This window comes from Sulfitobacter sp. M85, assembly GCF_029285915.1.
Lineage (GTDB): Bacteria > Pseudomonadota > Alphaproteobacteria > Rhodobacterales > Rhodobacteraceae > Sulfitobacter > Sulfitobacter faviae.
Map to the genome: position 1 here is coordinate 1 of NZ_JABECQ010000002.1, position 15,454 is coordinate 15,454.

Here is a 15,454-nt window from a genome sequence, read left to right on the forward strand (position 1 = left end):
TCTGCTCGTTCTCATCGTCCAGCTTGGGGCTGTACCGATAGCACGTCTCACTGACGTCGAACGCCCGGCACGCCAGCGCAATGCTGACCCCCTTCATCGCCACCGCTTTCACGGCCAACTCTCGGCGCTGAGCTGGCCGTATCATTTTTTTCCGAGCGCTTCCTTCAGGAGGTCATTCTGCATGCTGACGTCGGCATACATGCGCTTCAGTCGGCGGTTCTCCTCGGCCATAGCCTTCATCTCAGTGATGAGGCTGGCGTCCATCCCGCCATACTTCGCCCGCCATTTGTACAGCGTGGCGCTGCTCATGCCATGTTCACGGCACAGCTCGGCAGCAGGCACACCGCCCTCCATCTGGCGCAGTACGGCCATGATCTGGGCCTCGGTAAAACGTGTCTTCTTCATCGGAATCTCCTCGTTCATCCTGCCGAGAAAATTCTACTTCCGCATCCCCTTAAGATCGGGGGGGATTACCTCAGCAGCGCGCCGATGGGCCTGAAATCTTCTCGGAAATGCCGCGCGAGATGCAGCGCCGCGGCTAAAAAGGCGGCCAAAGCGGCGAAAATACGCGCGCTTTGGCCTGGAGGGAGACGGAGAGAGAGAGAGAGAAGAGAGTGGGGCGCGCGGTCAGGAGGTACCGCGTGCCGTGTTTTCAAAAATGCTTTTCATATGGCTGTCGAATTCGTTCCAAGTGATGACAGCCCGGTTGCCCGCATGGCCGTGATAATAGGACCGGCCCGTCGAAGTGGGCAGCCCGGCCCAGATCCGGGCGAGGTTTTCCATGAAACGATGGCGGCTGATCTTGCCCTTCATAAAGGGGGTAAATCCCGCATCTTCGAGCAATAGATCGGCCAGCAGGTCTTGGACCTGTGGGGTGAACCGGTCACTCTTGCTTAGCCCCGCTTCGGCGACGAGCGTTTTCAAGGTGTTGGGGATGAACTGGTAGCGCCCGATGGCATGGGGCTGGCCGGGGGTGGCCTTGATCCAGCGATAGATTTCGCCGATGGTCATGCTTGTGGGGCGCTTGGGCGGCTTGATCCGCGCCCCATGCTGCACCGCGTCATAGCCTTTCGCGCCCGCCTCGGCAGAGGCGATGACATGACGCACCGCCGCCGATGGGCCACCGCGCGGGGGCAGGGTCAGTTTGCGGGGGGCCTGTGCATGTTTGACAGGCGTCTGGATCATGGCCCGGTTGAGGTGGATCCGTGCATCCGAGGCGGAAGGCGACAGGGCGAAGTTCAGGCCGGTGACGGCGATCTTGCGGCTGTCGAAACGGGCGAAATCATTAGCATTTGCCGCGCCGGAGAGGGTGGCGGCGATCAGGCAAAAGGCAGTGCTGGCAGCGAGCTTTTTCATCGGAGTTTCCCATCGGGCTGGAGGTTTGCATTGTCCCTGATCATGCGCCTCTAAAATCGATATTTCATTAATGCGGACAGCTAGTTAGCGTCTCGAAAGGATAGTCGGCCCGGCACTTGGAATAGGCCGGGTCGACTTTGGAGCGACGCCGCGCTCTGAAAGAGAAATGAGCCACGTTCCAGATGCGCTTGGAACGTGGCTCTCCCTCGAGGCTGAGTCTCCCGGTCAGCTTCCGAGGAACTGGTCGAACTGGGTCCAGAGTGAGTTGTCCAACAGCAGGTTGAACCGGAAATAGAACCCTTCGTCATAGAGGCTGCTTTGCCCTGCCACCCGGCCACGGGCCTTGTTGTAGCCGAGCGCCAGAAGGACACCTTCGCGCGGGGTGAAGCCAAATTCGGCGCCGATCCCGTTGGAAGAATTGCCCTCGCTGTCCCACAGATGCGTGGCGTTGAGGCCGAGTTGGAAACGGTCGTCGCCGAATTCGTAGTTCAGACCGCCTTGGATCAACTGCGTGGTGGTATTGGCCCGCGCGCCGGCATTGGTGCCGATCTTCTGGTACTGGCCGGCATATTTGCCGTTGATCCGCAGGTCGGCGTCGATCTCGTAATTCGCGTCGATCGACCACAGATGCGTTTCCGTGCTGGCGTGTTTCTCTTCCAGCCGATGCTCATACCAAGCCAGCACATCCAGGCGCGCGTTATCCTTGGGGCGATAGGCGGCCCCGATACGGGTGCGCATGCGGCGGGAGTCCTCGCCCTCGCGGCGGTCGAGCGCGGCACGGCTGCGGGCCAGAACGGTCAGCTCAGGGGTGACTTTGCCCGCGATGCCGAAGCTGGCGTAATAGGTCTTGCCGCTCTCTTCCCAAGTGGTTTCCAGCTCGGCATCACCGACCCAGTCACCATCCGCCGATTCCCAGCTTGTGCCGATGGCAAAGGAGGTGAGCTCTCCGTCATTGGTTTCAAGGTTGCGTGAATGCTCAAGGTCGGCGCGCAGGTTGGTGCTTTCGTTGAGGTCCCAATCGACCGACAGACCCTGCACCATGGTGGTGTCGCTGGTGCCGCTGGTTTTGGTCATCTCGGTACGGCCAGTGACCCATTCGTTCATCGTATAGGTGAAGCCATAGGCCGCGCGGGTGACCAGAGCGGCGCTGCCGAACTGAAGCTCGATCTCGTTATAGACGCGCCAGCCGTTCTTGGGCTCGTCGTAAAGGCCGAGGGTCAGTTCGGTGGGGGCGTCGCCGCTGAGCGGGGCGCGCAGCTTGGCCTCGATCACGGTGCCGGGGCGGGCCGCTGGGGTCCAATGTGCGCCGAGGATCAGGGCGGTGTCGCTCTCGCTGCCGCTGGCGGTGCGGTCCCGGCTGTACTCAAGGCCGATCTCGCCGCGCAGGGTCTTGCTCAGATGCCGGGAATAGATCGCATCCACGGTCAGCCGCGTGCTGTCGTTGATCCGGTCGCGGGTGTATTCCGCGCCGAAGTCGATGTCGCTGCGCCGGTCGATCTCTTCGCCATAGCTCAGGCGGACCTGCGTGGTGCCGGGGCGCGCCAACCCGCCTTGAGCGTAGAAGTCGCGGCCCGTGTGGATCGCCTCGAAAGCGAAGTGGCGGGTTTCGGTCTTCAGCTCATAGGACAGGCGCGCAGCGTTGCCCTTGTCGCCCATGGCGTTCTCCGACCGGGCCACCTCGGCCTCCCACAGACCGCCTTGGCGGTCTTCGTGCTGGAGATAGGCAGAGTGCATCCGCTGGCGGGCCGCGTTGCCCAAGGGGGCGTCGGCATGGACCGCACGGGCGCCGAGAGAGGTCCGCTCGGACAGGGCATAGTTCACCTCACCGCCATAGAGCCAATAGGCTTCGGCGCTCTCGGCCTCGACCTCATAGGTCACGCGGATCGACACGGGGTTGCCGTCGAGGTCGAACTGGCGCACCGGGCTGTCGAAGGTGATGGTGTTGCGAAAGAAGTCGAGCAGATAGTCGGTGCCGCGCAGCAGGGGCGTGGCCGACAGGATATCGCCGCCGTCTTCGTCCCGCACGAGGATCTCCACCCGCTCGGACCCTTGCACATAGCCGCTCAGGTCAAGGTCATAGGGGCCAGAGACACCGCGCCCGCGGATTTCCTGAATCTGCTGCTCCTGCGCTGTCCGGGCGGCGAAGACGGTGACCGAAACGCGGTCGTTCTCCCAATGGCCCTTGGCGCCGGTGGCGACACGTTGCAATCCGCCCAGTTTCAGCGCGCTGGCCTCGGGCGCGATGGCGATATCGCCGTAGAGCACATAGGAGCGGCCTTTCTCTACCTTCACGAAGAGGTTGGACGAAGATTGCGCATCGGCCCCGCGTTCGGAATTGTCGCCGTAGACGGGGTAGTATTCCTCACCCCGGATGTCGCGGAACAGGCTGTCTTCGGTGTCCCGGTCCGAGCTGTAGCGCAGGGTCAGCAGGGCATCGCCACGGATCACCCCTTTGAGGTAAAGCTCACCTCGGATCCCGGTGGTGGTGTCCTCGAAGGCGCTGATGCGGTCTTCTTCGATAACATTCCCCGCATCGCCGCTCAGCGAAACCGCGCCTTCGATCACACCGATCAGCACACGTTCGTTCAGGTCGGGGGTGAAGGTCACCCGCGCCTCGGCCTCGCCAAAGGAGGAGCGCACGGTGATCAGGTCGGGGCCGGAGGCCTGCGGTGGGATCAGGTTGAAGGTCGCCTCGCCATTGTCGAGATAGGCCTGCACGCCGGGCGCGCTGCTGCGGATGTCGGTCACATCCCAAAGCGACCGGCGAGCGGCGAGGGTCACGGTGCCCGATGCGGGCACCGGGCGGCCCCCGGCGTCAAGCACGCGCACCACGACCGGCACCACCGAGGCGGGATTGGCCGAAGCGGTTTCCGGCATCAGGATCTCGATCCGGGCGGGTTTGCCGGGGGCGGTCAGGCGCAGCTCTTTGCGGACGCGTTCGATGCCGAAACCATCACGGCCCACCAGTGTCAGGACGTTCTCGCCCGAGGCCAGTTTCACGGCCACATATTCCAGCGCCTGCACATTGTTTTTCGCCAGATTGGTGCGTTCGCCCACCCGGTCGCCGCCCAGCTCGCGCCCGTTCACCAGAAGCGACAGCGTGAGATCGGCCTTGCCCTTGATCCGGATGTTCTGCGTGGCGCGGGTGACGGCGGTGTCTTCGGCAAAGTCGACAAAGCCCGGCGCGCTATCGAGGTTCTGGATCATACTGTCGAGTGATTGACGCTGCGCCGAGGCACGGGCGGCTTGCGCGACAGAGGAGGCGTCACGCCCGGCCTCTTCGTTCTGCGCCGCAATCATGCCGGGGGTCAGCTGTGTGGTGGTGGCGATGCCCGCCTCACCGCGCACCGAGCGGGTGCTGCTGCGCTGGCCGTCGATCGGCAGATCGGTTGCGTTCATGCCGGGGGTTTGACTTTTCCCGGCGAAATGGTCGCGGCGTTTGCCAACTTCCTCAAGCGCTTCGGGAGTGCATTGGGCCACGGCGAAGTTCTCGGTCCGCAACTCGCCCTTCTTCAGCGGCACGATGCGCGAGCCACCCCGGCGCAGATCGTTGGTGCGGGTCACCTGCACCGCGGTTCCGGCGGGAAGGGTTTCGGGCTGCACGAGGAAGGCATGGGTCACCGGACGCATGCCGTTGAGCGAATAGGCGCCATTGATATCGGTCACCACGAAGAGCCCTTCCTGGGTCACGATGCGCACGCCGGGAATGCCGGGCTCATCCTCAACGCGGTCGCGCAGACCGTTGCCGTTGCAATCCATGAACACGGCGCCCAGCACGGTGCCTTGGCGTGCAAAGACACCCCCCGAATTGTCGAGCCGGACCATGGCGCGCGCGGTCTGCGATTGTTGCAGCGTCCCGGTGCCCGCTTGGCGGCCCGACAGGATCGCGCTGTTCTCGTTGCGGCCTTCGCGGGCGGCGGCAGAGAATTGCATCACATAGGACAGCTCATGGCTCGACAGCGGCTCAAGCATGCCCAGGTCAAAGCGCAGATCGCCATTGCCGATCTCTTGCGGGTCGTCCAGCGGCTCTCCGTTGAGGGTCACCGTGCCGGGCACGAAGTTCACACCATAGGCGGGCCGGTCGAGGATTTCGCCGCCGATCAGCGCTTGATGCATGTTGTTGGTGAAGCTCAGCGTGTAGGTGACGAATTCACCGTGACCCACGCGGTCGAGGTCGGCGGCTTTGTCCAGCGCCAGCGGCGTGCCATAATTCGGATCAACCGGGATGTCGGAGACGAACAATGCGCCGCCTGCGTGTCTGAACGCGCGGCCCCAACCGGCATCCATCACATTGCGGCCCATACCGGCATAGTCCAGACGCGCGGAGGGGAAGATCCATGCGGGCGCGTCCATCACGGCATAGCGGTAGTCGCCTTCGGGCATTTCGGAGAAGGTGAAAAAGCCGCGCTGGTCGGTCTGGGTGCGGGCCATTTCGTTGCCCGAACGGGCATCGACAAGCGCCACGGCCACGCCGTCAATCGGGGCGTTGGTGACGGAGTTGAACAGGAAGTTGCCGGGGTTGATCATCAGATCGTCCTCAAGCACCGCACTGTCGCAAGACGCCGTCGCGATGAAGCTATCGCCAAAATCGGTGGCCATGACCTGATCCCCGGCAACGGCGGGCGACATTTGCGCCATCGGCAGGGCGGGGGTGAGGAAGACACCGGTGTTGGCCCCGGTCTCGGTCGCGATGATGGTTTCCACATCGCCGGTCAGCATGCTGCGGATGGTCACCGTCGTGCTGTCGACTTCGGCGCTGATGTTGCAGGCGCCCGAGGTGAGGCGCAGGCGGGTGTCGCTGCCCGGCGTGCCATAGGGCTGGTCCGCGCCGGTCTCGGGGTGTTCAAAGACCAAGGTGCCGACCGTCTCTGTATCGCGGTCATAGACCACGGTGTTGGAGGTCAGCAGCAGGGTGCTTTCTTGGTTGTTGTAAAAGGCCGAGGCGGTGTTCTGCACCTCTACCTTGCCCAAGTCGGCAGGCACCCGCACCGAGAAGCTGGGATCGGTCGCATGGCCGACGGCGTAGTCGCCCTCATGAAAGAAGGCCACCGCATCCACGTCATGGGAAAGCCCGGCCGGGGCGACGCTGACGTAGTGGTGGTCAGGCGCGCCGCGCATGTGAACCAGCGCGGTCATGGTGCCCGAATCCTGCACCGCGTGGAACACGGTGTTCAGCGGGATCGCATCGCGCAGCAAGACGCCGGTCCGGGGCGTGCCGTCGATCACGATCGGCTGGCCCTCAATCTCAGGGTAGCCAAAGGCGTCCCGCTCGGAGTCGTTCCGCAGCCGCAGGGTGTAGGTGATGAGCGCGCCCTCGTCATTCTCGGCGACGACCTGCTCTTTCGAGACTTCGAGCCCGCCTTCCTCAACCCGCGAGACGCCCATGGCGTCTTCGGTCAGGCGTTGGCCATCTTCGGTCACGGCAGAGGCGGTCAACATGCTGGCGAATTGGGTGCTTACGGGCGTCTCTGCTGAGATGCGGAACTCATAGATCAGTTGCAGCCGTTCGCCAGCCGCGAGCATGATGGGCGCGGACATGTCGACCGCGCGGTCCTCGGCATCGATCAGGCCGTTGCCATTGAGATCGGGGAAAAGCGATTGGCGCGACATCATTCTGGCGCTGCCTTGCTCGCCGATGCTGACCGATGTGGAAAGCGGCACGTTGCCGCTGTTGATGACGTCGAAATGGTAACGGCCAAAGGCACCGCGGGTCAGCAGAAGGTCGGAGTAGCCGGTCACTTCCAGCCCGGGAACCGCGGCGACTTCGGCCCGTACCGGGTTCGAGAAGACGCGTTCCATGATGCCAAGGGAGGTGTTGAAATAGCTGACTTCTGCCACGTTGCGGATGAAAGACCCACCGGGGGCCGGGGCGGCGGTGGCGGTCTGGGGCAGAAGGCTCAGGCCCAGTGCGGAGGCGCTGATCAGGGCCAGAGCCGAGCGGGCTTTAGACATAAGGAAACTGCGCATCAGCTTGCTCCTGTTGCGATCCCTGGGAAGGGAGTGAAAAATGGGGGAGACGGAAACGGGGGGAGGAGGGGGCGCCCCCGGGAGAGCATCGCTCAGCCCGGGGGCGCCCGAGAGGTCGCTTAGTCGTCGACCCGCACGGTGAACTCTACCCGGGCAAAGCCGCCGGGAAGGATCGTGCCATGCGTGCTCGATACGTTGGTCGAGGTGACGGTGGCCGTGCTGGTGCCCGGGAACAGGCTTTCAGGGCAGGCGCCGCCACAGTCCGTGATCGCGGTATAGGCCGGGGCCGCGTCCGTGATGATCACATTGTCCGCCGCAGAGGCACCTGTGTTCTCGGCTTCGACCATGTAGCGGATGCACTGGCCGGGCTCGACATCAAGACGTGTCTTGGTGAAGGTGCCCACGGTGCCATCGCAGCTCGCGTCGATGTACTGATACTTGCTCAGTGTGACATCGCCCGAGATGATGACCACGCGGTCTTCGACGGCGTTGTTGGTCTGGTCGATATCGGTCCCGACACCGTTCAACGTGTTGTTGATGGTGATGGTGCCGACTTCGGACACACCTTGGGTGGCTGTCGAAGGCGTCTGCACACGGTAGATCAGCGAGATGCTGTCGCCCGGGGCAAGGCCGTTGACACCCGGCGAGACACCGTCGGTCAGGTCATCGAAGTTGTCGATCACCGGTTCGGACGGATCGATCACGCCGTTGCCGTTCTGATCCCAGAAGATCGCACCGGAGAAGTTGGTCAGACCCGATTGCGTGATCGACGCCTCGGTGATGGCCACGTTCCCTTCGTTCGAGATGGTGTGGAGGATGTCCACGATACCACCCGGCGAAGCCTGCGCGCTTTGGTCTTCGATGATCTTCACGTCATAGATTTCATTGACCGTGACTTGGTTGACGATCCGGTCACCTTGGCCCGAGACGGAAGAGACGACCGCGACGTCGACCAGCGTGTCACCCGGCAGGGCGCCATCGGCTGGCGTGATCACGGCGCGGATGGCCTGCGATGCGCCTGCGGGGATGGTGCCGGTGTTCGACACGATCGAGCCGTCGGGCAGCTGGAACTCAACCGTCCAGCCTGCGGGCAGGGCCTGATCCAGCGACAGGTTGAAGCTGTCCGAGGTGGGGCCGTTGTTTTCGACCAGCATCTCGAAGACAACCGGTGCGCCCGGGTCTGTCGACTGGGTGACCCATGGGTTGCCACCGTTCGTCGGTGCCGCGCCATCGCCTTCGGAACCGACGACGGCGTTCTCAAGATCGACCGAAGCCGCAAGAACCGCGCCGGTGAATTCGGCGGTCGACACATCGCTGACGCCGGAGTTGTCCGAGGTCGTTGTGATGACGGCGGTGTAGTTGGTGGTGGCTGTCGGTGCGACATCGGTTGGCAATGTGGCGATCAAGGTCACCTTTGCGCTGTCACCGATACCCAAGGGACCGACAGAGCCGACCACCGGTGTGATACCGTCGGCGCCCACAAAGCGGAAGGTGGTGCCAGCCGGGAAGTCGCCATTGGTCACGTCGAGGGTCAGGCTGTCCGGGCTGTTGGAGAGGTTGGTCAGCACGAATTCCTGACGGATCGTGCCGCCCTGATAGACATCACCGGATTCCGTGACGACATCGTTGTTGGCCGCGTCATCGTCGGTGGCCGAGGCAATCGCCGGGTTGGCCGTGCCGTTGGAGTTGATCGCCGTATCGGCAACCGCAACCGCATATTGGTTGTCCACGGTGACAGAGGCGGTGTTCGATGGCGGGAAGGCCACGCCGTCAACGTCCTGGGTCGCCACGTTGGTAATGATGCCCGCGTTGGCGGTATCCGCGATCACGGCACGGAACGTCACCTCACCCGAGCGGCCAGAACCGACAGAGGAGATCAGGAAGTTGACGTTCTGCGCGTCGTCATAGTCCCAAGCGATGGTCTCGCCAGAGCCGTTTGTCGTGTCGACCACGGTGGAGCCGTTGTTATCGTCCAGCGGTGTGGCGGAGTCAGACCAACGGGCCGAGCCGGGCACATAGGTCAGGCGGCCATCAAGCACGTCCTGCACAGAGTAGTTGTTGGCCGCGGCCAGACCGGTGCTGGAGTAGGTCAGCGTGATCGTTACCGTATCGCCTGCGTCGATGATATTGGGGTTGCCGCCCGAAGCCGGGTCCGCGGTCATCGATTTGACCAACTCGACAATCGCGTCGTTGGAGATTGTCAGCGTGTCTGTGTTGGTGCTCAGCACGGTGCCGTCGAGGGTCGAGGCCGCCGTCACGGTGATCGTGTCGGAACCGGTGGCCGTGGAGGCGACGGAGGCTTCGATCACGATGCCGAACTGCTCACCGGGGGCGAGGGTCGGTGTCTCGGTCAGCGGGGTGACGCTATCGGCCACGCCGTCCATGTTGGCGTCGGGGTAGAAGACCAGCTGCGAGGTGTCGAGCGTGCCGCTGTTGGTCTCAACCGCGGTCAGTGCGAAGGCATCCGGGCCGTTACCATCGTTGGTGATGATGTGCGGCAGGAACGCCTTACCGCCGGGGGCGATGGTTTCGGTGTTGTCGGAGGTCAGGGTGACGCCGGCAACTTGCTGAACGACTGTCTCAACGGTGTTGGAGGTTACCGTGATCGTGTCGCCCGCGGCGTTGGTATAAGTCGCCACGGCTTGGTTGCCGATGACAGAGCCCGCTTCGGGTGCCGCGAAAGCGACAGTGCCGATCACGGCGGTCAGAGCAACGGCGCTTACGGAGCGCAGGAAGGTTGTTTGGTGTTTCACGTTAATATTCCCTAGTTCTATAGTAGTTGGAGAGAGAGTGGAGAGAGAGGCGCCGGGATTAGTTCAGGCGCACGCGGTAGCTGTTGAAGGCGGAATCGCCTGCTTCGAGCGGTTCGGAGAGGGTCCAGCGCACGGCGGCGACAGCCTCTTCAGGAAGCGGCTCTTCGGTCATGTTGCCATCGGCATCGACGACCTTGCGGATGGCGGGAACGGTGGACCATTCCAGCCCTTCCTGTTCGGGGTCCATCTCGGCCTGGACTTCAAAGACCGCGGCGACAGAGGTCACTTCGGCACCCAATGTGATAGAGACGCCCTCAGGGACCGGCGCGGCGATGACGAGCCCTTCCATGGCGCCGTCGGTCATGTTCTGGTGACGCAGCTCATAAGAGATGACTTCGCCCGGGCGGACCGTCTCACGCTCTACGAGGACTTCTTCGCCCTCGGCATTGGTTTCCACCACGCGGAAGGAGAATTCGCTCGTGAGCGCGTCGGCGGCAGCCGCGAAACCAGCGAGCGACAAAGCCGTACTCGTGATGAGTGTCTTGGACAATTGGGAGATATGGATACGCATCTAGTAGTTCCCTTGTTGGCCGGTGAAGAGCCGGCGATTGCAATGAACGGACACGCTCATTGCGTTGTCCTGTTCTCATCTTCGGGGAACCGGATACCGATATCATCTGAGCGAACGGTTAACTCGCTGAGCCTGTGGTCAGGCGCTTAGCCGAAAGGATAGGTGACCCTATCAGGTCGCGCCGCGGCCTATCATTTGGCGCGGAAATCGGGCCGGGCGCGGGCTCCGCAGATGGTTAATTTTGCTGGGAAAAATGGGGCTCCCGAATCTTTGATTCGTCGCGGGCCGCTATAGGCCGAACGCAAAAACGCCCGCACGAGGCGGGCGATTATGGTTTACGCTCAGGGGGAAATCGGGGCGCTACAGCGCACGCGCTGGGCCGATGCCGGGGATGGTTCAGGGGTGTGAAACGGGCCTCAAACGAAGCCCGCGTCGCGCGCAATGATCGCCGCATCGGTACGATTCTTTGCGTCCAGTTTTCGGCAAAGTGTTTTGACATGCAGTTTGATCGTCACTTCCTGCAGATCGAGGTCGCGGGCGATCTCTTTGTTGGACTGCGCGTTCATCAATCCGCGCAGCACCTGGCGCTCTCGCTCGGACAGGGATTTCTCGAAATCCGTTTCTTCGGGATTGTCCTTGCCCGACATGAAGGTGACCGGGGCATAGGTCTCTCCCGCCGCCATGAAACGCACCGCGTTGACCAGTGACTTGGCGGGCAGCGTCTTGGGCAGAAAGCCGATCGCCCCCATTTCGAGCGCCTGTTCGGCAATGAGCCGAGTGGCGGTGCCGGAGATGAGCCCGACCGGGCGACCCTCATTGATATCAAGAACGGTTTGCAGACCCTGCAAGCCCTTCATGCCGGGCATCGTATAATCCAGCAGCACCAGGTCGTAGGGCGGCTCTGATTTGATCTTGTCCAGCGCTCCGGCCAGATCGCTTGCCGCTTCGGTGACGGTGGCCCCATCCGCATCAAGAAACATGGCGATGGTCTCTCGGACCATGTCGTGATCATCGGCAATTAAAATACGCAAAGACATAATAGATCTCCTGAAGCCAAAATGGCCGGCGTTCTCTAATTGGTAGAGTGTGCCCGTTTCAAAGGAAAGATGAAAGCCCAAGGGGAAAGGGGGGCAAAGGCATGCGCCGCTATCCTTTGGTATGGCAATGCGGGGCGCGCGGGGACAGGCGCACCTATCCTTTGGTATAGGGGGGATGCGCTTCTGCGCCTTCGCGCCTGTCATTCGGGCAGGGTATGGTCAGGTCACAACGCCAGATAAGGAAATTTGACATGACCTTTCAGTACCTCAGCAAGACCATCACCGCGGCTGCCCTCTCTCTGGGCCTTGCGTCGGCGGTTGCCGCCCAAGACGAAGAGGCCGTGCTCGAAGTGACGCTGGCCGAGGAAACCCATAGCTTCACCCTCTCGGATCTCAAATCGATGCCTGTCTCAAGCTTTGAAACAACGACGATCTGGACCGATGGCACGCAGGCATTCGAAGGCGTGTCGTTGAAAGACCTCTTTGAGACGCTGAACGTCGAAGAAGGCACCATCACCGCGACGGCGATCAATGACTATGCGGTGGAAATCCCCATGTCCGACGCGGTCGAAGACGGGCCGATCATCGCCTACCATACCAATGGCGAGGAGATGTCGCGCCGGGACAAGGGGCCGCTTTGGGTGGTCTACCCCTATGACAGCGACATCGCCTATCAGACGGAACTGGTCTACAGCCGGTCGATCTGGCAGCTTGACCGAATTAGTGTCGAGTAACTGACAATGGCGCAGAGGGCTTGGATGAACGACGCAGGAAAATTCGGGCCCGCGCGCGCAAGAAGCCGACAGGTCTTGATGCTTATCCTCGTGCTGGGGATGAGCATCGCCGCCTATCTGGCCTATAACGTCTGGGATCGGATTCAAGCGCTCGACAGTGCGCAGCAAGACCATGCTGAATGGGTCTTTACGCAGATCGAGATCGAATTCCTCAAGACCGACCGCGCCTTGGCTGAGGCGAAATCCGCCACGCCCGAAGCGTTGGACGAGTTCCGCAAAAGGTTCGACATCTTCTATAGCCGCGTTCTGTTGGCCGAACGGGTGCGCAACAACGCAAAGGCCAAACCGAAAATCCGTGAGTTGCGGGCCCAGCTGGACGGGTTCCTGCCCGCGATTGACGGGTCCGACGCCGAACTGATCGCGGCATTGGACGATATCGACGCCATGTTGCGCAGCATCGAAGACGTGCCCCGCGAGATTGCCCTCGCCTCCATCGCCATTGCCAGCGAGCTGTCCCAATACGAACGCCATGAGATCGTGCGGCTGATCGAGGTGATGGCGGCGATCGTCTTGATCGTCACCCTTGCCTTGGTCGGGGCGGTCTACCGCCTCTCGCGGCAGGCCAGCCGGTTGAACCGCACATCGCAACTGGTCGAAGAAAACCACCTGCGCCTTGCGACCACCCTTCAGGCATCGCTCGACGCCATCGTCGTCATCAATGAGCGTGGGGAGATCGAAGATTTCAACGGTTCCGCCGAAGAGATCTTTGGCATCACCCATGAGGCGGCGAAGGGCAGGGACTATATCAGCCTTTTGATCCCCCCGGCCGACCGCAGGATGCACCGCGAGCGGCTTGAGAGGTTCCGCATCACCGGCGAGACGGAGGTCGCCGACAAGGGCCGCCGCGAGTTTGAGATGATCGACCACGCCGGGCGCATTTTCCCGGTCGAGATGTCCGTGTCGCAATCGCCGATGGGGCAGGGGTCGCTCTTTATCGCCTATATTCGGGACATCACCGAAAAACGCCTTCGCGAGGCCGAGATCATTGCCGCGCGGGACGAAGCCCTTGACGCCTATCAAGAAAAATCGCGTTTCTTCGCCATGATGAGCCATGAGATGCGTACGCCGCTCAATGGTGTGATCTCGGCCCTGCAACTGCTGCAAGATGACCGGCTTGATGATGAGCAAAAGCGCTATCTCGATGCGGCGATGACCTCGGGCGAGATTTTGTTGGGCCATATCAATGACGTGCTGGCCATTGAACGCAGTGAGGCGGGAACCTATGAACAGGTGCGTCAGACCTGTGACATGACCGTGCTGATGGCGGGAATCATCAATACGATGGACCCTCTGGCAGAGGCCGGGGGCACCCGGCTGCATCTTGATCTGACACAGCTAGACGACAAGGCCATCGTCACGGACCCGCGGGCGATCCAGCAGATTTTGTTGAACCTTTTAAGCAACGCGATCAAGTTCAGCCCCGGCGGCGATGTGACCTTGCGCGGGTGGTTCGCCAAATCCGCCACGGAGGGGGAAGAATTTCACCTTCAGGTCGAAGATGACGGCTCTGGCATTCCGGCGGGGGATATCGACCGTATTTTCGAAGATTTCGTCTCGCTCGACAGCCGCTATGAGCGCCGCACCGGGGGCACCGGTCTGGGGCTTGGGATCGTGCGCCGTCTGGTCAAACGTCTGGGGGGTGAGATCACCTGCGAGTCAACCGTGGGGGAGGGGACATGTTTCACCCTGCGCCTGCCGGTAGAGCTTGCCGATCTGGCCGAGATCAACAGCGATGCGGCCCCCGACCCGCAAAAGCGCGCCGAACCCGCGGCGGCTCAGCGGCTCAACCTTCTGCTGGTGGACGACAATGAGATCAACCGCGAGCTGATCAAGGCGATGCTTGAGAAGATTGGCCATGACGTCACCCTCGCCACCGGCGGGCGCGAGGCGATCGAACTGGCCGGAGACGCGCCCTTCGATGCGATCCTCATGGATATCTCCATGCCCGAGGTGAATGGCATTCAGGCGACCAAGGCGATTCTTTCCGGCGAGGGCCCCAACCGCGAAACGCCGATCATCGCCGTGACCGCCCATGCCATGCCGAAAGAACGGGCGGAGTTCAGCGCCGTCGGGATGTCGGGGTTCATGCAAAAGCCGTTGGATATGAAGGTACTGCGCGCCAAGCTGCGCGAACTTTCGGGGCGCGCGGTAATGCCCGAACAGGCTCTGCCCGAGCGTTTGGCCAGCGCCCAGTCATCGGTACAGGCGAAATCCGCGAAACGGCCCCTGTTGAACGAACAACAAATCGCAGATCTGCTCGACCTGCTGGGCGCGGATAAGCTGCGCGAGCGGGTGGAAAAGCTCGACCAACAAGTCGCGACCGATCTGCCCGACCTGATGGCAGCCGATGCTCTGCCTGACCTACAGGCCCGCGCCCATGCCATGGCCGGGATGTGCGGCATGCTCGGCGCCGACCGGCTGCACGGGCTGCTCAAAGAGATCGAGACCGCCTGCAAGACCGACAAGGGCGAAGAGGCCCGCGCGCTGGCTGAGGCTTTGCCCGCCACCTGCGACGCGACGCTGGCGGCGATGAAGGCGCAGCTTGACCTCTGACAAATCTGCTTGGACGGGGCGGCGGAAACCTATCCTTAAGACTAGTCCGATTATACCCCCGCCCAGATGCAACGATGCGAGGCGCGACCTATAGTTAGTTATGCCCGCCGATAGACGGGTCTGCACGAAGGCGTCATTGACCACACCAATGACCGCGTCCAAGCTGGCAACCGGTTCATTTCGACCGTTTCGCCTGAAAATATGCTTCACGACGCGGGCCTTCTCGGGAGCTGCTGCCCGTTCCCCTACCCCAGGGAGCGGCTCCCTGATAGCTTTGCAGCGATGCGCCCCACCGGTTTTCCCCGTCCCTCCCCTCGGGGGGAAGACCGGGGGCGCATTTGGCGATCTGGCCAGAGCTGTTTCACCTATCCGTAAGTATATCGCGCTATCCGCAGCGGCATCTGCTTTGACCGGACGCACCTT

General features: G+C 62.3%; 7 protein-coding genes and 1 pseudogene. 2 read left to right on the top strand and 6 right to left on the bottom strand.

The annotated features are described in order from the left end of the window. From HKX24_RS03840 to HKX24_RS03865, 6 genes and pseudogenes are all read right to left on the bottom strand, one after another. Positions 1–405, bottom strand: a pseudogene (locus HKX24_RS03840) (transposase); the annotation flags it as partial. Positions 406–627: 222 nt separating this feature from the next. Next, the gene (locus HKX24_RS03845; RefSeq protein WP_271692992.1) at positions 628–1,356 is read right to left on the bottom strand and encodes a hypothetical protein; all 729 of its coding nucleotides are present in this window, start codon (positions 1,354–1,356) and stop codon (positions 628–630) included. Between the two features lie 225 nt (positions 1,357–1,581). Next, the gene (locus HKX24_RS03850) at positions 1,582–7,323 is read right to left on the bottom strand and encodes a hypothetical protein (protein ID WP_271692993.1); all 5,742 of its coding nucleotides are present in this window, start codon (positions 7,321–7,323) and stop codon (positions 1,582–1,584) included. A 119-nt stretch (positions 7,324–7,442) separates the two neighbouring features. Further along, positions 7,443–10,076, bottom strand: coding sequence for an NEW3 domain-containing protein (locus HKX24_RS03855; protein ID WP_271692994.1), 2,634 nt, complete (start codon positions 10,074–10,076; stop codon positions 7,443–7,445). 58 nt (positions 10,077–10,134) lie between these two features. Further along, a complete protein-coding gene (locus HKX24_RS03860) occupies positions 10,135–10,647 on the bottom strand; it encodes a hypothetical protein (RefSeq protein ID WP_067263978.1) in 513 nt (170 codons plus the stop codon). A gap of 416 nt (positions 10,648–11,063) precedes the next feature. Then, complete coding sequence (locus tag HKX24_RS03865; RefSeq protein WP_067267389.1) at positions 11,064–11,684, bottom strand: response regulator transcription factor; 621 nt, start codon at positions 11,682–11,684, stop codon at positions 11,064–11,066. Between the two features lie 251 nt (positions 11,685–11,935). Between HKX24_RS03865 and HKX24_RS03870 the strand changes: the two genes are divergently transcribed. Then, the gene (locus tag HKX24_RS03870; RefSeq protein WP_209218349.1) at positions 11,936–12,418 is read left to right on the top strand and encodes a molybdopterin-dependent oxidoreductase; all 483 of its coding nucleotides are present in this window, start codon (positions 11,936–11,938) and stop codon (positions 12,416–12,418) included. A gap of 78 nt (positions 12,419–12,496) precedes the next feature. Beyond that, positions 12,497–15,031 carry an ATP-binding protein gene (locus tag HKX24_RS03875; RefSeq protein WP_271693783.1) on the top strand — a complete coding sequence of 845 codons (2,535 nt, stop codon included), beginning with the start codon at positions 12,497–12,499 and terminating at the stop codon, positions 15,029–15,031. The last annotated feature ends 423 nt before the right edge of the window (positions 15,032–15,454 follow it).